The organism is Novosphingobium sp. ZN18A2, assembly GCF_036784765.1.
Taxonomy (GTDB): domain Bacteria; phylum Pseudomonadota; class Alphaproteobacteria; order Sphingomonadales; family Sphingomonadaceae; genus Novosphingobium.
Map to the genome: position 1 here is coordinate 2,084,440 of NZ_CP136651.1, position 17,673 is coordinate 2,102,112.

17 protein-coding genes and 2 riboswitches are annotated in these 17,673 nt (G+C 64.5%); of the genes, 2 read left to right on the forward strand and 15 right to left on the reverse strand.

Annotation, left to right across the window (positions count from 1 at the left end):
• Positions 1-27 precede the first annotated feature (27 nt).
• From gcvPB to RXV95_RS10080, 12 genes are all read right to left on the reverse strand, one after another.
• Positions 28-1,596, reverse strand: coding sequence for an aminomethyl-transferring glycine dehydrogenase subunit GcvPB (gene gcvPB / locus RXV95_RS10025; RefSeq protein WP_338465908.1), 1,569 nt, complete (start codon positions 1,594-1,596; stop codon positions 28-30).
• Positions 1,593-2,951: an aminomethyl-transferring glycine dehydrogenase subunit GcvPA gene (gene gcvPA, locus RXV95_RS10030; protein ID WP_338465909.1), complete on the reverse strand. Its 1,359-nt coding sequence runs from the start codon at positions 2,949-2,951 to the stop codon at positions 1,593-1,595. The genes gcvPB and gcvPA overlap by 4 nt, the downstream gene beginning before the upstream one ends.
• 5 nt (positions 2,952-2,956) lie before the next feature.
• Positions 2,957-3,328: a glycine cleavage system protein GcvH gene (gene gcvH / locus RXV95_RS10035; protein ID WP_338465910.1), complete on the reverse strand. Its 372-nt coding sequence runs from the start codon at positions 3,326-3,328 to the stop codon at positions 2,957-2,959.
• A gap of 1 nt (position 3,329) precedes the next feature.
• Positions 3,330-4,424: a glycine cleavage system aminomethyltransferase GcvT gene (gene gcvT / locus RXV95_RS10040; protein ID WP_338468548.1), complete on the reverse strand. Its 1,095-nt coding sequence runs from the start codon at positions 4,422-4,424 to the stop codon at positions 3,330-3,332.
• An 89-nt stretch (positions 4,425-4,513) separates the two neighbouring features.
• Positions 4,514-4,627: riboswitch (glycine riboswitch) on the reverse strand.
• Positions 4,628-4,749: riboswitch (glycine riboswitch) on the reverse strand.
• 52 nt (positions 4,750-4,801) lie between these two features.
• The gene (locus RXV95_RS10045; RefSeq protein ID WP_338465911.1) at positions 4,802-5,491 is read right to left on the reverse strand and encodes an NAD(P)H-binding protein; all 690 of its coding nucleotides are present in this window, start codon (positions 5,489-5,491) and stop codon (positions 4,802-4,804) included.
• Complete coding sequence (locus tag RXV95_RS10050) at positions 5,484-6,650, reverse strand: deoxyguanosinetriphosphate triphosphohydrolase (protein WP_338465912.1); 1,167 nt, start codon at positions 6,648-6,650, stop codon at positions 5,484-5,486. The genes RXV95_RS10045 and RXV95_RS10050 overlap by 8 nt, the downstream gene beginning before the upstream one ends.
• Before the next feature lie 373 nt (positions 6,651-7,023).
• Positions 7,024-8,034, reverse strand: a complete 1,011-nt coding sequence (locus RXV95_RS10055; protein ID WP_338465913.1) for an SO2930 family diheme c-type cytochrome — start codon at positions 8,032-8,034, stop codon at positions 7,024-7,026.
• Complete coding sequence (locus RXV95_RS10060; RefSeq protein ID WP_338465914.1) at positions 8,031-9,254, reverse strand: parallel beta-helix domain-containing protein; 1,224 nt, start codon at positions 9,252-9,254, stop codon at positions 8,031-8,033. Before RXV95_RS10060 ends, RXV95_RS10055 begins: the two co-directional genes overlap by 4 nt.
• Before the next feature lie 84 nt (positions 9,255-9,338).
• On the reverse strand, positions 9,339-10,781 hold the full coding sequence (locus RXV95_RS10065) for an NAD(P)(+) transhydrogenase (Re/Si-specific) subunit beta (protein WP_338468549.1): 1,443 nt from the start codon (positions 10,779-10,781) through the stop codon (positions 9,339-9,341).
• Positions 10,782-10,810: 29 nt separating this feature from the next.
• Complete coding sequence (locus RXV95_RS10070) at positions 10,811-11,128, reverse strand: NAD(P) transhydrogenase subunit alpha (protein ID WP_338465915.1); 318 nt, start codon at positions 11,126-11,128, stop codon at positions 10,811-10,813.
• 14 nt (positions 11,129-11,142) lie between these two features.
• Complete coding sequence (locus RXV95_RS10075) at positions 11,143-12,261, reverse strand: NAD(P) transhydrogenase subunit alpha (RefSeq protein WP_338468550.1); 1,119 nt, start codon at positions 12,259-12,261, stop codon at positions 11,143-11,145.
• Positions 12,262-12,278: 17 nt separating this feature from the next.
• Positions 12,279-12,398, reverse strand: coding sequence for an aa3-type cytochrome c oxidase subunit IV (locus RXV95_RS10080; RefSeq protein ID WP_338465916.1), 120 nt, complete (start codon positions 12,396-12,398; stop codon positions 12,279-12,281).
• A 166-nt stretch (positions 12,399-12,564) separates the two neighbouring features.
• On the opposite strand from RXV95_RS10080, the gene RXV95_RS10085 reads away from it, so the two are divergent.
• Both RXV95_RS10085 and RXV95_RS10090 read left to right on the forward strand, forming a co-directional pair.
• The gene (locus RXV95_RS10085; RefSeq protein ID WP_338465917.1) at positions 12,565-13,983 is read left to right on the forward strand and encodes a sigma-54 dependent transcriptional regulator; all 1,419 of its coding nucleotides are present in this window, start codon (positions 12,565-12,567) and stop codon (positions 13,981-13,983) included.
• Positions 13,984-14,002: 19 nt separating this feature from the next.
• Positions 14,003-14,770, forward strand: coding sequence for an SDR family NAD(P)-dependent oxidoreductase (locus tag RXV95_RS10090; protein ID WP_338465918.1), 768 nt, complete (start codon positions 14,003-14,005; stop codon positions 14,768-14,770).
• Positions 14,771-14,806: 36 nt separating this feature from the next.
• Here RXV95_RS10090 and RXV95_RS10095 read toward each other — a convergent pair whose 3' ends face one another.
• The 3 genes from RXV95_RS10095 to RXV95_RS10105 form a co-directional block, all read right to left on the reverse strand.
• Positions 14,807-15,160 carry a hypothetical protein gene (locus tag RXV95_RS10095; RefSeq protein ID WP_338465919.1) on the reverse strand — a complete coding sequence of 118 codons (354 nt, stop codon included), beginning with the start codon at positions 15,158-15,160 and terminating at the stop codon, positions 14,807-14,809.
• 100 nt (positions 15,161-15,260) lie between these two features.
• Positions 15,261-16,376, reverse strand: coding sequence for a dihydropteroate synthase (folP, locus tag RXV95_RS10100; RefSeq protein WP_338465920.1), 1,116 nt, complete (start codon positions 16,374-16,376; stop codon positions 15,261-15,263).
• Positions 16,377-16,389: 13 nt separating this feature from the next.
• Positions 16,390-17,544 carry a site-specific DNA-methyltransferase gene (locus RXV95_RS10105; RefSeq protein WP_338465921.1) on the reverse strand — a complete coding sequence of 385 codons (1,155 nt, stop codon included), beginning with the start codon at positions 17,542-17,544 and terminating at the stop codon, positions 16,390-16,392.
• Between the last annotated feature and the right edge of the window lie 129 nt (positions 17,545-17,673).

The window sequence follows — 17,673 nt, forward strand, 5'->3', positions numbered from 1 at the left end:
CCCTTCCCGGCCTTGCTTGCCCTCTGACTATTCGCGATCGCCGCGCCAGGCCAGCCTGGGCTTGCGGGCAGCCTGCGTTTCGTCAAGCCTCCGGCGCGGTGCCAACACAGGCGCGGCCTTCAGCGCTTCGTCACCGGCCCGCGCGCGTTCCGCAAGGCTGCGCAGCGCGCCGATGAACTGGTCCAGCCCCGCCCGGCTTTCGGTTTCGGTCGGCTCTACCAGCATCGCCCCGTGCACCACCAAGGGGAAATAGACCGTCATCGGATGGAATCCCTCGTCGATCAGGCCCTTGGCGATGTCCAGCGTGGAAAAGCCCTGCGCCAGTCCGTCGTCGCTGAACAGCGCCTCGTGCATGCATGGGCCGCTGCTCCCGTATGGCGCGTCGAGCACGCCTTCCAGGCTGCGCAGCACATAGTTGGCGTTTAGCACCGCGTCCTCCGCAACCTGCCGCAAGCCGTCCGCCCCGTGGCTGAGGATATAGGCGAGCGCGCGCGTGAACATGCCCATCTGCCCGTGGAAAGCGGCCATGCGCCCGAAGGCATGGGCGTGTCCCATCGCCTTCGCATCCTCTTCCTCCACAAGATGCACCACGCCGTCGGCACCCTTCGCCGTGAACGGCAGCGGGCCATAGGGGGAAAGCGCTTCCGACAGGACAACCGGCCCGGACCCCGGCCCGCCGCCGCCGTGCGGCGTGGAAAAGGTCTTGTGCAGGTTGATGTGCATGGCATCGACGCCAAGATCGCCCGGCCTCACCTTGCCCACAATCGCGTTAAAATTGGCTCCGTCGCAATAGACGAAGCCGCCCGCTGCGTGAACCGCATCGGCAATGCGTTTCAGGTCGCGTTCGAACAGCCCGCAGGTATTGGGATTGGTGATCATCACCGCCGCTACATCGGGGCCAAGCCGCGCTTCCAGCGCCGCCACGTCCACGCGGCCATCCGCGGTGCCGGGGATGCTTTCAACGCGGTAGCCCGCAAAAGCTGCGGTCGCCGGGTTCGTGCCGTGCGCACTTTCGGGCACGAGCACGACTTCGCGCGCGTCGCCGCGCGCCTCAAGCGCGGCCCGAATGCACAACAGGCCGCACAATTCGCCGTGCGCGCCTGCCTTGGGCGCCATCGCCACGCCGTGCATGCCGGTAAGGTCGATCAGCCAGCCGGCAAGCTGGTTGATGACATCCAGCGCACCGCGAACGGTATCCTGCGGTTGCAGCGGATGAACGTCCGCAAAGCCGGGCATCCGCGCCACGCGCTCGTCAAGCCGCGGGTTGTGCTTCATGGTGCATGACCCCAGCGGAAAGATGCCCAGGTCGATCGCATAGTTCTGGCGCGATAGCCGCGTGTAATGGCGCACCGTTTCCGGTTCGGAGAGGCCGGGCACCGCAACCGGCGCGCCGCGCAGGTGCTTTTCCAACCCCGCCATCGGTTCGCCGGGATCGTCGTCGAAATCGACGCCGCAGCCGTCCATGCGGCCCAGTTCGAAGATCAGCGGTTCTTCCAGCTGAAGGCCGCGGTTGCCGGTAAAGGTTTCGCCCGGCGCATCGCCGCCGGGTTCGCCGCCCATTTTGGGGCGCCAGCCAGAGGGGTTCATGTCGTTCATGCCAGCACCTCCTCAAGCGCGGTTGCCAGCGCCTCGATATCCTCCCGCGTGGTGCATTCGCTCGTCGCGACGAGCAGGCCGTGCGACAGCCCCGCCTCGTCCGGATAGAGCCTGCCCAGCGCGACCCCGCCCAAAACCCCCCGTTCAGACAGTGTGCGCACCACGGGCCGCGCATCGACGGGAAGCAGAACGGTGAATTCGTTCACCCAGGCATCGTTCAGGATCGACACGCCGGGAATGGCCGAAAGCCGCGCGGCGGCCTGCCGCGCACGGTCATGGCCAAGCCGCGCCATGCGGGACAGGCCCTCACCGCCCAGCAAGGTCAGGTGAATGCTGAAAGCAAGCGCACAAAGCCCCGCGTTCGTGCAGATGTTGCTTGTCGCCTTTTCGCGCCGGATATGCTGTTCGCGCGTCGAAAGCGTCAGCACGTATCCGCGCTTGCCCGCCGCATCGACCGTTTCTCCGCAAAGGCGGCCCGGCATCTGCCGCACGAATTTCTCGCGGCAGCCGAACAGGCCCAGGTATGGCCCGCCGAACTGCAGACCGACGCCAAGCGCCTGCCCCTCACCCACCACGATGTCCGCGCCAAGCGCACCCGGACTTTCGACAAGGCCAAGCGCGACCGGCTCGGTAACCACCGCGATCAGCAGCGCGCCCTTGTCGTGCGCGGCTTCCGCTATCGCGGCAAGATCGGGCAGGCGGCCAAGCACGTCGGGATATTGCACCACCACGCATGACGTCTGGTCGGAGATCCCGCCGATAATGGCTGCATCGTCCGGCACGGCCGACAGGTCTGGCGCGGTGTGGCGCACCGCGTCTCCGGTAAAGCGCGCCATCGTCCGCACCGTTTCGGCATAGTGCGGATGCACCCCGGATGAGAGCAATGCGCCCTTGCGCCGCGTGATCCGGCCCGCCATCGCCACCGCTTCCCAGCACGCGGTTGATCCGTCGTACATCGATGCGTTGGCGATATCGGTCCCGAACAGCCGCGCAACCTGCGTCTGGAATTCGAACAGCACCTGCAGCGTGCCTTGCGCGATTTCAGGCTGGTATGGCGTGTAGGCGGTCAGGAATTCGCCGCGCTGGATCAGGTGATCGACGCTCGCCGGAATGTGGTGGCGATAGGAACCCGCCCCCAGGAAGAACGGGACGGAGCCTGCCGAAAGGTTCCTGGCCGAAAGCGCGGCCATGTGCCGTTCCACCGCCATTTCGCTGGCATGGTTCGGCAGGCCTTCGATCGGGCCGGGCTGAAGGAACTCTGCCGGCACGTCGGCAAACAGCGCGTCGATATTGGTCGCGCCCACGACGCCGAGCATTTCCGCGCGGTCCGCATCGTTGAGAGGAAGGTAGCGCATGATCGTTACAGGCCTTCCACGTATTCCTTGTAGGCTGCCTCATCCATGAGGCTTTCCAGCTGCGCCGGATCGGACAGGGTCATGGACCACAGATAGCCGGCATTTTCGGCATCGGTGTTGACCAGCTCCGGCTCTTCTTCCAGCGATCCGTTGCCTTCTACGATCGAACCGGAAACCGGCGCATAGACGTCGCTTGCCGCCTTGACCGAATCGACCACGCAGCAACTGTCGCCCTGCTTCACGCTCGCCCCCGCCTCGGGCAGTTCGACGAACGTGATATCGCCCAGCTGGCCCTGCGCGTAATCGGTGATCCCGACGCGGGCGGTTTCGCCCTCGACCGAAATCCACTCGTGCTCCTTGGTGAAATAAACGGCCATGTCAGGCTCCCTTGCGATGGTAACGGTGGGGGACGAAGGGCAGCGCGACAACTTCTGCCGCAAGGCGCTTGCCCCGCATCTCGATTTCAAGTTTCGTGCCCGGCGCGGACAGCGCGGCATTCACGTAACCCATGGCGATGGGTCGTTCGCACGTGGGTGAGAATCCGCCCGAGGTAACGCTGCCGACGATCTGTTCGCCGTTGAAGATGGTCGCCCCTTCGCGCGCGGCCATACGGCCTTGCAGCGCCAGCCCAACGCGCAGCACCGAAGGTCCGTCCGCGATCAGCGACAGGATGCGGTCCGCGCCGGGAAAGCCGCCTTCGGCCCGCCGGCGCTTGCCGATGGCAAAGGCCAGTCCGGCGCTGACCGGATCGACCGTTTCGGAGAGATCGTGGCCGTAAAGCGGAAGCCCGGCCTCAAGCCGCAGCGAATCCCGCGCGCCAAGCCCGATGGGCTTCACTTCGGGTTGTTCGCACAGCAGGTCCGCGATCTGCGCGGCGGACGCGGCCGGCAGGGAAATCTCGAAACCATCCTCACCCGTGTATCCCGAACGGCTGATCGTCACCTCCGCATCGCCGATCCGGAACGTGCCGAAACGCATGAAGGTCAGCGCGGAAACCGGCTGGTCGCCGGTGGCCACGCGTTCGAGCGCGGTGCAGGCTTCCGGCCCCTGCAAGGCGAACAAGGCGCATTCGTCCAGATGGTTGAGCGTAACCTCGTCCGGCAGGAACTCACGCAGATGGGCGATATCGTCCCACTTGGTCGCCCCGTTGACGACGAGGTACAGCCCGTCCGGCCAGCGCGACACCATCAGGTCGTCCAGAATACCGCCATCCTCTGCCAGCAACAGCGAATAACGCTGCATTCCGGGCTTCAGGGTGGAAAGGTCGATAGGAAGCAGCGCCTCTACCGCCGGGTCCGCGCTGTTTCCCGGAACAAGCAGCTGCCCCATGTGGCTTACATCGAAAAGCCCCGCGTGCTGGCGCGTCCACTGGTGCTCGGCGATGATGCCTTCGTACTGCACCGGCATCCAGTATCCGGCGAATTCCACCATCCGCCCGCCGCGTTCGCGGTGCCACGCGTCAAGCGGCAGCATATCGGGTGCGGCGCCTGCCGGTTCCCCGTTTTCGTCTATTTCGTATGTCTCGCTCACAATTCAATCTTCCGCACAGTTGGCCACCTTTCGGTGCCCCCTCTGTCACGGAAGCCTGAGAGCTTCTCCCGCGCCGCGAGCGGCTGCGGACTTACCCCTTCGGCGGCCCCGCCATTGCGGCGGTAGCACTTTCCAGAGCGTCGCTATTGACCCGTGCGGTCCTGAAGCCTGAGAGATTCCGGGGCGGTTGCTCCTTCGGCGCCCCGCGATCCGATGGCTTCGTCGAAACGATGCGCCCGAATCGCGGAAACTCTCCCGCGCTGGTCAGCGACTGCCCTTGTTTCGCAGCGCAGCATCATCGAGTCAATTGGATGCGCGGGTTATCCCCGGCGCGCGGCTTCGCGGATGGCGCGGCGCATCGCTTCGTGTTCGTGCATGAAACGGCCACGCGCCCTGGCTCCGGCCAGCGCCAGGATCGCGTCCGCGACGGCCGAAGCCTTGATCGAACGGTATTTCGACCACCCGCCGCGCAGGAAGGGATCGACCAATGGCGCGGCAAGCATTCCGATCCGCTCCCCAACGCGCAGCGGCCCCTCCCGCCGCCCGCGCAGCAATCCCGGCCGCAGGATATCGAGCCGGTCGAACCGCATCTTGCCCAGCGCCTCTTCGGTTTCGCCCTTCACGCTGAGATAGAAATTGCGGCTGGCGGCCCTTGCCCCCACCGACGACACGGCGATCAATTGCCGGGCACCGGCATCCTTCGCCGCCTTTGCACAAGCGAGCACAAGATCGCGGTCAACCGCCCTGAACGCGTCCTTGTCTCCGCCTTCCGCGCGGATAGTCGTTCCCAGCGCGATAACCGCGACATCGGGCCGCGAGGCCGCGATGGCATCCTCCCAGTGCGAAGGGTCGGCCAGAAGCAACTCCATCCGCGCGCCTTCGGGCAGGCGCACTTCGCGGCGGGCGACCGCCGTCAGCCGGATCTCAGGCCGCCCGACAGACCGCTGCATGACCTGCCGTCCGATCATCCCGGTCGCCCCCAGAAGGACAACGCGCCGCACGTCAGACATTGCGCAATCCTTCGGGGCTTTTGCCGTAAAGCCGGGCATAGCTGTCTATCGCATAGCGATCGGTCATCCCGGCGATGAAATCCGCGATATGACGGCTGCGTGCCGGTTCGCCTGTCGGAAGCGATTCCTGCCAGCTTTCGGGCAAGGCCGAGGGATCGGCGGCATAGCCATCGAACAGGTGGGCCACGACGTGACGCGCGCGCTCCGCCGTCGCCAGCTGTTCGGGATGGTAATAGAGCCGGTCATACATGAACCGCTTCAGCGCGCGTTCCTCGGCTTCCATTGCGGGTGAGAACGCACAGAGCGCGGTCGGCGCGGCGCGCACTTGCGCGATGGTGCGGACATCGCCGTTCAGGATGCGTGCGCGCGTTTCCCCGATCACGTCGTTCACCATGCGCCCGATCTGCCCGCGCACCAGTTCGCGCAGCAACCGGTCGCGCGGCGCACGCGGGTGGCGGCGTTCGATCTCGCGCCACTGGGCGGAAACCGCATCGAGCGTCAGCAGGTCGTCAAGATCAAGGAAACCGGCGCGCAGGCCATCGTCTATATCGTGGTTGTCATAGGCGATATCGTCCGCGATGGCGGCCACTTGCGCTTCCAGAGACGAACGTTCGCGCAAATCGAGCGGGAAGGCGGCGTCCAGTTCGGCCAGCGCCCAAGACGGTTCGAACACCGGGCCGTTGTGCTTGGCAAGACCTTCCAGCACTTCCCACGAAAGGTTCAGCCCTTCGTGCTCGCAATAGGGGCTTTCCATGCGCATCAGCACGCGCAGCGTGTTGGCGTTGTGATCGAAGCCGCCCGCATCGGCCAGCGCCCGTTCCAGCGCGTCCTCTCCGGCGTGGCCGAAGGGGGGATGGCCAATGTCGTGCGCAAGGCACAGCGCCTCTGTCAGGTCCTCGTCCAGCCCCAGCGTGCGGGCGATAACGCGGCCGATCTGCGCGACTTCAAGACTGTGCGTCAGGCGAACGCGGTAATGGTCCCCGTCGGGCGCGATGAACACCTGCGTCTTGTGGCGCAGCCGGCGGAACGCGATCGAATGGACGATGCGGTCGCGGTCACGCTGAAAGGCGCTGCGCGGACCGCGCGCAGACGATTGTTCAAGCGCAAACTCCCGTCCACGGGTCTGTTCGGGATCGCAGGCAAAGCTGACTAGGGTCAAGCGGTCCGGCCCCTTCCGGGCAATTCGAGCGTTCATTCGCGAAGGTTGGGAAAGGGGCGCAACTAACCCTTGTGCCCGCGCGCGTCCAGCCACCCGGGGTCAAAGCCTAGGGTCAGAACCTATTAATTGCACCTTCGGGGTTTGAGGCAAAATGGCTTGGCGCAAGGCGGATAGGCGCAGGAATAGTGGTTCTATTTCAAGACTATCCAACGCAGCGCCGGGCCATTTTGGTCAAATCCCTGTGGGACGCCGGAATGGCTTCCATCTCGAACCGAATGGCGCTTGCAAAGGCAACCAGCCTTCGCGGCGCGCCTTTCGGCCCGATATGTTCGCCATTCCGGCGCCTCGAAGGTGCAATTAATAGGTCCTGACCCTAACGTAACGACGCGATCCACGCGCGCACCGTCAGGTCGCCTTCGCGATCCGGGCTGGCCTTGCCCAGCTCGGGCATCGCGATGCCTCCCTCCAGGCTTTCCATCCGGTAGAGCAGGATCGACCGGTCCGGATCGCCCGGCGCGATGTCGAAAGACAGCCCGCCCGATCCCCGGCCTGCCGCCGTGGGCCGCTTGCCGATCCCGTATTTCACCGGATTGTCCTGCTCCCAGCGCAAATCCAGCCCGGAATTGGACGCCGCACCGCGCGGATTGTGGCAGTGCGCGCAGTTGATATCGAGATATCCCCGCGCGGCATCCGCAAGCGGAACGTTCGCGCGATCCTCCCACAGCGGAATACGATGCGCCACGGCCGGAACGGCGTTCAGCCGCCCTGCCGCGTGCTGCGCGCGAAGCCACGCATCCGAGAGGTTGCGCGCCTTGGGGCCGATGGGCGTCACCGCCCCCGAAAGCGCGTGGCATTCCTTGCACTGGTTCTTGTTGGGGATCGCATAGCTGATCGAAACGCCCTGCGGCGTGGTCAGCGCAATGCGCGCGCCGGCCAGCGCAAGCGTCGCTTCGGTCTGATCGTCGTTCCACTTGTACGGAAGCGCCAGCCAACCGTCTGCCCTGTGCATCAGCACCCGCGTTTCGATCAGGCGCAGCCTGCCCTTCTCCGGAAAGGCGAATGTCTTGATAAGCGCAGCGCCGGCCGGAAGATCGAGCAGTCCGTCGCCTTGCGCTTTCGCTTGCGTGCCCTTCGGCAGGTAGAGGAACCGCAGCTTCGTCGCCCCGTCGGACCAAAGCGGCGTATTGAGCCGATAGGGCGTTACGCCCGATACCGGCACAAGTTTCGCCCCGCCGGTGAAAAAACCATAATCGGACAGCTTCGCCGGAAAACCGCTTCCGGTTATCGCAGTGTCGTGAACGCGCTGCCGCCCCCTTTCCGACGAGTGCGCTATCGACGCCCCGGCAACAAGGAACGCCGCCGCAATAATCGCGCCGCGTTTCATGATGCGATGCGCGCATCCAGCGCCGCCGGTGCACCGACGGATGCAGGGTCGACCGTCTTCCCCGGCACGGGAAGCGTAACCGGCGCGGGCGTCGCCTTGTCGGTTCCGTCCCCCTGCTCTGGCAGGTTCAGCGTCCATGCGCGGGTGCCCTTGACCGCCGCAACGGCCTGGCCCGGCGTTCCCAGCCCATCCCACAGCACCGGCGGAAGCGCGCCGCCGAACGCGGCAAGCAATTGCGTCTTTCCATCCATCTGCGGATCGGTCCCGCCGCGCAGATAGGTGTTGGTGCCAACCACGACATTGCGCGGATAGGGGTTGTATCGCTTGTCGTCGAAAGCGCTGGGATAGGAAACGACCATGACTTGCGCGGTCGGGTTGTCGGACATGAAATTGTTGCGGACCAGCACGCCGTCATTGGCCATGACCATCACGCCCGTCCCGCGGCGCACACCTGCCACGATATTCCCCTTGGGCGCGAAATTGGGCGTATCGTTGGCAACCACCAGGTTCTCTTCCACCAGCGTGTTGCCGCCGCCCATCACCGGCAGGTTGGGCAGGTCGAACACCAGTATACCGCCTGTGTTGCGGGTAACGAAATTGGCCCGGACCAGCGCATCGCGGCTGTTTTCGATCTCGATCCCTGCGACATTCGTTTCCGAGATCGAATTGCGAACGGTGATGTGATCGCTCTGCCCGACATAGATGCCTGCATCGGACGCGCCCTGCACCTTGCACCCGTCGATCAGGATGTTGCTGCTTTCCACCGGATAGATGCCATAGGCGCCATTGGTTTCCTTCGGCCCGCCCGTCCATGTCACGCGGATGCGATAATAGACGATATCGTCAGCATCCTTGGACTTGATGCCGTCACCGTGCGGGTTTTCGACCGCGAAATCGCGAAGGGTCACGCCGTCCGACGTGACAAGCAGCCCCTCACCCGCGCCTTCCTGCCCGGTGAAATCCAGCACGGTGGCTTCCATTCCCGCACCGCGCACGGTCACGCCTTTCACATCCAGCGAAAGACCGTCAGTCAGGACGAACCGCCCCGTGCCAAGGGCGACGGTGTCCCCCGGTTCGGCAACGATCAGCGCTTCCTGCAATCGCTGCTGCGCATCCGCGCCCGCGGCGACATCGATCGTCTTTGCGATTGCAGGGTGGGCCAGGGCGAGCGCAATAAGCGCGCCCAGCCCGGGGGCGAGCGTGTTTTCCGGCATCCTCATGCCGCCGATGATGCGCTTACACCAATGTAAGTCAATGCCCCGCGCGGCGGCGGCCCGCACCTGGGATCGGAACCGCCGAAGTCGCTAGGCAGCCAGCGCCTTGTTGATTTCCTCGACCATCTTCTTGGCATCGGACAACAACATCATCGTCTGGTCCATATAGAACACGTCGTTGTCGACGCCGGCATAGCCCACGCCGCCCATGCTGCGCTTGATGAAGAACACCTGCTTGGCCTTGTCCACATCGAACACCGGCATGCCGTAGATCGGGCTGGACTTGTCGGTCTTGGCCGCCGGGTTCACCACGTCATTCGCGCCGATGATGAAGGCAACGTCCGCCGTGGCGAATTCGGAGTTGATGTCTTCCAGCTCGAACACTTCATCGTAAGGCACGTTGGCTTCGGCCAGCAGCACGTTCATGTGGCCGGGCATACGGCCCGCGACCGGGTGGATCGCGTACTTTACCTCCACGCCCTTCTCTTTCAGCAGGTCGCCCATCTCGCGCAGCGCGTGCTGCGCCTGCGCCACGGCCATGCCATAGCCGGGGATGATGATGACCTTTTCCGCCTGCTCAAGGATGAACGCGGCATCGTCGGCGCTGCCCTGCTTGTAGGGGCGCTGCTCGCGCGGGGCGCCTTCACCGCCGCCCGAAGTGTCCGCGCCGAAGCCGCCCGCGATCACCGAGATGAAGCTGCGATTCATTGCGCGGCACATGATGTAGGACAGGATCGCGCCTGAAGAGCCGACCAGCGCGCCGGTGATGATCATCGCGGTGTTGTGCAGCGTAAAGCCCATCGCTGCCGCCGCCCAGCCCGAATACGAGTTGAGCATCGAGACAACCACCGGCATATCCGCCCCGCCGATCGGGATGATCAGCAGGAAACCGATGGCAAAGCTCAATGCGGTGACGACCGCGATCACCCACAATCCCTGATCCTGCGTGAAATAGGCCACCAGCCCAAGGATCGCCGCAAGCGTGCCCAGGTTGATAACGTGCCGCGCCGGCAGGATGATCGGCGCGCCGCTCATCTTCCCGGCGAGTTTCAGGAACGCAATGACAGAGCCGCTGAACGTGATCGCACCGATGGCGATGCCGAGGCCCATCTCGACGCGGCTCTGCGGTTCGATCAGTCCTTCAAGGCCGGTGATGCCAAAGGCCGAGGGGTTCAGGTAGGCCGCCCAGCCGACCAGCACCGCCGCCATGCCGACCAGCGAGTGAAACGCCGCGACAAGTTGCGGCATGTCGGTCATCTTGATGCGGCGCGCGATCAGGAAGCCCACGCCGCCGCCGATGGCGATGGCCGCGACGATTTCCGGCAGGCTGGCGATAGAATGCGTGACAAGCGTCGTCACCACGGCAATCGTCATGCCGATTATGCCGAAGCGGTTGCCCCGGCGCGATGTCGCCGGGCTGGAAAGCCCGCGCAGCGCAAGGATGAACAGTACGCCCGCCGCCAGATAGGCCAGCGCAACCCACGGGCTGACCGCGTGAATCGCTTCGCCCGCCGCTGCGGGAAAGGCCGCCATCGGCGCGTTGATTTCCGGCTGGGGGACCATCACTTGCCCTCCCCGCCATTGGCCGGCTTCTGCGCCGGCTTCTCCTTCTTCTTGTACATCGCCAGCATCCGCTCCGTTACGGCGAATCCGCCGAAGATGTTCACGGATGCAAGCGCCACGGCGATCAGCCCGAGCCATTTGGACCCGGCGCTTCCCGACGCCGCACTGGCGATCAGCGCGCCGACCACGATGACGGATGAAATCGCGTTGGTCACCGCCATCAGCGGCGTATGCAGCGCCGGGGTGACCGACCAGACGACGTAATAGCCCACGAAACAGGCCAGCACGAAAATCGACAGGATCGAAATGAAGTCCACTTGGCTTGCCCCCTTCAGCCCAGCAGGCGCGGATTGACGACTTTGCCGCCCTGCGTCAGCCGGATCGCATCGCCGATTTCCTCGTCGAGCACGGGCTTGCCCTGCTCTTTGTCCCAGAAGGCCGAGAGGAAGTTGAACAGGTTGCGGCTGAACAGCGCCGAAGCGTCCGCCGCCAGATGCGCGGGCGTGTTGGAATAGCCCATGATCTTCACGCCGTGCTTCACCACGATTTCATCAGGCTTCGAACCCTCGACGTTGCCGCCCTGCGCAACCGCAAGGTCGAAGATCACGCTGCCGGGCTTCATTGTGGCGATCTGTGCGTCGGTGATCAGCCTTGGTGCCGCTCTGCCCGGTATAAGGGCCGTTGTGATGACGATGTCCTGCTTGGCAATGTGCGAGCTGACCAGTTCGGCCTGCGCCTTCTGGTATTCCTCGCTCATCTCGGTGGCATAGCCGCCCGATCCCTCGCCTTCGATCCCCGCCACGCTTTCCACGAAGATCGGCTTCGCGCCAAGCGACTGGATCTGCTCCCTGGTGGCAGACCGAACGTCCGTCGCGGAAACCTGCGCGCCAAGGCGGCGGGCGGTGGCAATCGCCTGCAATCCCGCCACGCCCACGCCCATGACAAAGCACCTTGCCGCGGAAATCGTGCCCGCGGCGGTCATCATCATCGGGAACGCGCGGCCATAAGTGCCCGCCGCGTCGACCACCGCCTTGTAGCCTGAAAGGTTCGACTGGCTTGACAGGATATCCATGGATTGCGCGCGCGTGATGCGCGGCATGAATTCCATCGCCAGCGCCTCGAAACCCGCAGAAGCATAGGCATCCACGCGTTCGCGCTGGCCGAATGGGTCCAGTCCGGCAACGATCCACGCGCCCGGCTTCGCCCCTGCAAGAACCGCCGGTTCCGGCCCCTGCACGGCCAGAACGATGTCCGCATCCTTCACCGCATCGCCGGCCGCCACGCTCGCCCCGGCGGCGGCGTAGTCGGCATCGGCAATAGACGCAGCTTCACCCGCGCCCGCCTCTACCGCCACGCTGGCACCCAGCCCGACGAACTTCTTTACCGTCTCGGGCGTTGCCGCAACGCGGGTTTCGCCCGGGGCGCGTTCCTTGAGAACCGCGATCCGGATCGGTGTAGCCACCGGTGTCAGGAAATCAGCAGGATAACGACGATCACGATGAAGGCGATCACCGGGATCGAATACTTAATCAGGTTGAGAAAGCCGACATAGGTCTGCTCGGCCGCTTTCATGTCATTCGCGCTCATATCCGTCCCTGTTTTGATGCGCGGGGCGGATGCCCCCCAAACTCTCGACTTATCCTGTAACCGCGCCTCCGCCGCACCTCAAGAGGCCAGAGTGTCCGATCAGCCTTAATCGAGCCTTTACCCAATTGCTCTAGGTCTTCTGCCTGACCAGACCTGCGGGGAGCATATGTCCGAAGGCCCAGAGCGCCTGTTGATGCTGATCGACGATGAACCCGCGCAGTGCCGCCTCATATCGGCACTGGCAGCGCGGGAGGGATGGCGCACGGTCGTCGCGGGCGATTCGGAAACGGCCATCGCAATGCTCGGCACCCGGCAGGGGATGCAACTTTCTGCCATTGTGCTCGACCAGTGGGTTCCCGGAGACGACGCCTGCGACCTAATCGCGGAGTTGAAGGCACGCCGCCCCGCCTTGCCGATCCTGATGCTCACGACCAGCGCCAGCCCACTGCTGGCCGTGGAGGCGATGCGCGCGGGCGCGACCGATTACCTCATCAAGCCCGTCGCGCCGGAACGCCTGTTGCAGGCCCTTCGCGCGGCGACCACGCGGGAAATTCCCGCTGCCGAGCTTCAGCCGCTTACCGAAAAGTTCGGAACGCCGCTGGACTTCGACGCGATGATCGGCGCGGCGCCATCGTTCCGCGCCGCGCTCGCCGTCGCGGCCAAGGCCGCCCGCACGCACAGCCCGGTCCTGATCGAAGGCGAAAGCGGTACAGGCAAGGAAATGCTGGTGCGCGCGATGCACGCCGCATCGCCGCGCGCAAAGACAGCGCTGCGCATGGTGAACGTGGCCGGCGTGCCCGCAAACCAGATCGAGTCCGTGCTGTTCGGCCATGAAAAAGGCGCCTTTGCGGGTGCTTTCGAGCGTCATATCGGCGCCTTGCAGCACGCCGATGGCGGAACCCTGATCATCGACGAGATCGATCGCCTGCCCCCCGACGTTCAGGAGCGGCTGGCCCGGTTCATGGCGCGCGGCGACGTGCAGCCGATCGGCGCGCGGCATTCCTTCAAGGTGGATGTGCGGATCATCGCCGCAAGCAATGCGCCCATGGCCGACCTGGCGGAAACCGGCGCATTCCGCCCTGACCTGCTGGAAGCGCTTTCCGCCATCCGGGTGCGCCTTCCCGCGCTGCGCGAGAGAAGCGGCGATATTCCGGCGCTTGCGCGCCATTTCCTTGCCCGGATCGGCGAGCAGCCCGGTCTGCGTCCGCTGGGCATAACGGACAGCGCGCTTTCGCTGCTTGCCGCCTATGACTGGCCGGGCAACGTCCGCCAGTTGCAGGCTACGCTTTTCCGCGCGGCCGTGTTCTGCGACGGCGAGGCGCTGACGGTGCAGGATTTCCCGAACCTGGCCGATATCCTTGGCGAAGCGGCGCCGTCCTCCCAGCCTCTGATAGAGGCTGCCGGGATCACACTCTATACGCCGGACGGGAACCTTCGTCCGCTTGAGGAAATCGAGGCCGATGTGATCCGGCTCGCCATCGGGCACTATCGCGGACGGATGACCGAAGTCGCCCGCCGGTTGGGCATCGGCCGGTCCACGCTTTACCGCAAGCTCAACGAACTCGGTATCGACAACGCGGCGTAACGCGGTCTAGCGTTGCCCGATGGGTGACGGAATTTTCGATTTTTCGGGCAAGACAGCGCTGATTACCGGCGCGGCCTCGGGCATCGGTGCGGCAACCGCCAGGTGGCTGGACGGACGCGGGATAGAGCGGCTGGTGCTTGTCGATATCGACCGGCCTGGCCTCGACCGTCTTGGCCTGTCCTGCAACGTCACGCCGATCGGCGGGGACGTTGCCGATCCGGCATTGTGGACCTTGCTGGCCCGCGAAAGCCCGTCCATCGATTGCGCCGTGATCAACGCGGGCATAGCGGCAGGCACCGCTATCACGGATCTGGATATCGCCGCGTGGAAAAAGGTCATGGCCGTCAACCTTGACGGGGCATTCCTGGGTCTGCGCTTCGCGATGCGCACAATGAAGAAGGCCGGCCGGGGCGCCATCGTGCTTACCGCGTCGGTAGTGGGCCTGAAGGCAGAGCCGGGTATCGCGGCCTATGCGGCGTCCAAGGCCGGCGTGATCCAGCTGGCACGGGTCGCGGCGAAGGAAGCGGCGGATTTCGGGGTGCGGGTGAATGCCATTGCACCCGGCGGAGTAGATACACCGATCTGGGATACCGTTCCGTTCTTCAAGGATCTTGAGGCAAAGGAAGGCGGACGCGAGGCGGCGATTGCCGCGATGGGGTCCGCAACGCCGCTGGGCCGCTATGCCACGGCAGATGAAATCGCGGGGCAGATCGGTTTCCTGCTTTCGGAAATGGCGGCCACGATCACCGGAACCGTGCTGGTAAGCGACGGGGGCTATGCCATTTGAGCCCCCGACGCTGGGCCGCCACCTGCCCCGTCGCCCTTATCTGTCGAGATATACCTCGCCGACACGATAGCCGCGCTTCGCCATCTTCTTGATGTAATGCCGCCGTTCGTGCCGCAATTCATGGGCATATTCGCCCCATGCATCGCGCAGGTCGCCGGTATCGTCGGCACGGTGCAGGTCGCTCGCCAGTTCCTTCTTCGCCTCGACCACGCCGACCTGGTAATTGAACCAGTACTTGTTGGCGATGCCCGCAATCGGCTGTGCAATGATGTGCGCCTCCTCTTTGTGGGCAAGCGCCTCTTCATAAAGCGTCGGCATCGTCACCGCATAGGCGGTGCCACTCCCGAGAATCGCAATCACTAAGGCCGCAATGGCAGAGGTCGCTTTCATCTATGCCTCCCTTGGCAGTGCGCACCGCGCCGTTCGCGGCCGCTTGCAAGGGGAACGAGACGCCGCGGGCATTTAATCCATCGCGCGTCGCTTTTTCCGTTCAGCCATCGCCCATCTGCGAAAAGTCGGTCAACGCCGCGTCACGCAAACCGCGCCACACGCGCATGGCCTGAACCGTTTCGAACACATCGTGCACGCGCAACATCTGCACGCCCGCCTCCAGTCCCTTCAACGCAAGGGCGATGCTGCCGCCCAGACGTTCATGAGAAAGCGCCTCATTCGACAAGGCGCCGATCGTCCGCTTCCGGCTGGCGCCCAGCAGCAACGGTTGCCCAAGCGCATGAAACAGAGGCAGAGCATTGATAAGCGCAAGGTTTTCGGCGAGCGACTTGCCAAAGCCGATCCCCGGATCAAGCACGATCTTTTCCCGCGCAATTCCGCCCGCGACGGCGGCATCGCGCCGTTCGTGCAAGGCATCGAACACGTCGAGCACGACATCGTCATAACGCGCATCGGCGTGGAGGTCTTCCGCATTGCCCGGAGCGTGCATCAGGACCACCGGCGCGCCGCTTCTTGCGACAAGTTCAAGGCTGAGCGGATCGTGCCGCAGTGCGGATACGTCGTTGACCATGTGCGCCCCGGCGGCAATCGCAGCCTCGATCACGCTGGAATGGCGGCTGTCGATAGAGATTGCCGCCCCCGCACGCGCAAGCGTTTCGATTGCGGGCACGACGCGCTTCTTCTCGTCCCCCTCCCACACCGCGGGCGCACCGGGACGGGTGCTTTCACCGCCAACGTCGATGATCGCCGCACCCGCTTCCAGCATGGCAGCCGCGTGTGTGTTGGCCTCTTCCGGCTTGTCGAGGAATTTTCCCCCGTCGGAAAAACTGTCTGGCGTGACATTCAGGATGCCCATCACCTGCGGCTGGTCCAGCCTGATCGTGCGATCGCCCAGTTGCATTGGCGCATGGGCGCGCTGGAGGTTGGCCCACTGGTCCTCGCCCTCACCTTGCAATGCGGCAGGCAAGCGCCCGATGGCGTCGGCCATGTCGCCAACACCGGCGCGGATGCGCGACGTTACGCGCGCGCCGTCGCGAACGATCAGCGCGAAGCGGCTGGCATAGACCATGCCGCCCGCGAGCCGGATTGCCTCGCCCTCCTCGCTTTGCGGACTGTCGGCGAAAGCGATCGGGCGGATATAGAGCTTTTGGGTCACGTCAGGAGCCGTATCAATCCTCGGTGGCGAGCAGGTAAAGCTGTCTCGCGGCGTCGATCGGCTTGATCTCGCCTTCGTTTTCCATGTGCCAGAAGGTCCAGCCATTGCAGCTGGGCGCTCCTTGCAGATCCTTGCCCAGTCCGTGGATGGAACCGACCTGCTTTTCATGAGCAAGCGATCCGTCGGCGCGGACCGTGGCTGTCCAGCGGCGCTTCTTGTCGAACACTTTCGTTCCGGGCGGAATCAGCCCGGCTTCGACCAGTTGCCCGAACGCGACCTTGGGCGCGGACCGGGGGCTTTGCATCGTGGTGAGCGCGCTTTCGTCCAGCGGCAGCGCGCTTTCGATCCGTTCATTGGCGACGGAAATATAATCTTCCTCGCGCTCGCACCCGATCCACTCCCGCCCGAGGCGCTTTGCCACGGCGCCCGTCGTGCCGGTTCCGAAAAACGGATCGAGTACAACGTCGCCCTTGTTCGTGGTCGCCAGCATCACGCGGTACAACAGTGCTTCGGGCTTTTGCGTCGGGTGCGCCTTCACGCCGTTCCTGCGGATGCGTTCCGGCCCTGAACAGATCGGCAGAACCCAGTCCGACCGCATCTGCAGCTCGTCATTCAGGGTTTTCATCGCGCGATAGTTGAACGTGTATCTCGCCTTCTCACCCATCGACGCCCAGATCATCGTCTCGTGCGCGTTGGTAAAGCGCGTGCCGCGGAAGTTCGGCATCGGGTTCGACTTGCGCCAGACAATGTCGTTGAGGATCCAGAACCCCATGTCCTGCATCATCGCACCGACGCGGAAAATGTTGTGATAGCTGCCGATGACCCAAAGCGACCCGTCCGGTTTCAGGATACGGCGCGCCTCGGTCAGCCATTCGCGGGTAAACCTGTCATAGGCGGCAAAGCTGTCGAAATGGTCCCACTGGTCGGTCACGGCGTCGACGTGACTGCCGTCCGGCCGGTTCAAGTCGCCGCCAAGCTGCAGGTTATAGGGCGGATCGGCAAAGATCATGTCAATGCTGGCATCGGGCAACGAACGCATCGATTCGATGCAATCTCCACGCAGGATCGTGCCCAGCGGAAGGGCCGCGCGTTTCGCTTCCTGGCGCGCAGGAGCCTGCCCGGCCCTGTCGCGCGCACGCGTCCTCGTCTTCACTGTGGTGACTGCCATTCCCGTCGATGCCCCCTTGGTCTGTTGGCCCCTAGGGTGAGTCCTTGGCGAGTCCGCGTCAAGCCGCGACTCGTGGTGAATCCTCGCCTGACATGGTTAATATCGAGTTAGCAAAGTAGAACGAAACGA

What these genes read in the sequence shown, in the direction of transcription:
- gcvT (WP_338468548.1), bottom strand. Translation starts at nt 4,424, where the DNA reads ATGCTGCCGCTTGACGCGTGGCACCGCGAACGCGGCGGGCGGATGGTG.
- RXV95_RS10045 (WP_338465911.1), bottom strand. Translation starts at nt 5,491, where the DNA reads ATGTCTGACGTGCGGCGCGTTGTCCTTCTGGGGGCGACCGGGATGATC.
- RXV95_RS10105 (WP_338465921.1), bottom strand. Translation starts at nt 17,544, where the DNA reads ATGGCAGTCACCACAGTGAAGACGAGGACGCGTGCGCGCGACAGGGCC.
- RXV95_RS10085 (WP_338465917.1), top strand. Translation starts at nt 12,565, where the DNA reads ATGTCCGAAGGCCCAGAGCGCCTGTTGATGCTGATCGACGATGAACCC.
- RXV95_RS10055 (WP_338465913.1), bottom strand. Translation starts at nt 8,034, where the DNA reads ATGAAACGCGGCGCGATTATTGCGGCGGCGTTCCTTGTTGCCGGGGCG.
- RXV95_RS10060 (WP_338465914.1), bottom strand. Translation starts at nt 9,254, where the DNA reads ATGAGGATGCCGGAAAACACGCTCGCCCCCGGGCTGGGCGCGCTTATT.
- RXV95_RS10090 (WP_338465918.1), top strand. Translation starts at nt 14,003, where the DNA reads ATGGGTGACGGAATTTTCGATTTTTCGGGCAAGACAGCGCTGATTACC.
- RXV95_RS10065 (WP_338468549.1), bottom strand. Translation starts at nt 10,781, where the DNA reads ATGGCGGCCTTTCCCGCAGCGGCGGGCGAAGCGATTCACGCGGTCAGC.
- RXV95_RS10095 (WP_338465919.1), bottom strand. Translation starts at nt 15,160, where the DNA reads ATGAAAGCGACCTCTGCCATTGCGGCCTTAGTGATTGCGATTCTCGGG.
- gcvH (WP_338465910.1), bottom strand. Translation starts at nt 3,328, where the DNA reads ATGGCCGTTTATTTCACCAAGGAGCACGAGTGGATTTCGGTCGAGGGC.
- gcvPA (WP_338465909.1), bottom strand. Translation starts at nt 2,951, where the DNA reads ATGCGCTACCTTCCTCTCAACGATGCGGACCGCGCGGAAATGCTCGGC.
- RXV95_RS10080 (WP_338465916.1), bottom strand. Translation starts at nt 12,398, where the DNA reads ATGAGCGCGAATGACATGAAAGCGGCCGAGCAGACCTATGTCGGCTTT.
- gcvPB (WP_338465908.1), bottom strand. Translation starts at nt 1,596, where the DNA reads ATGAACGACATGAACCCCTCTGGCTGGCGCCCCAAAATGGGCGGCGAA.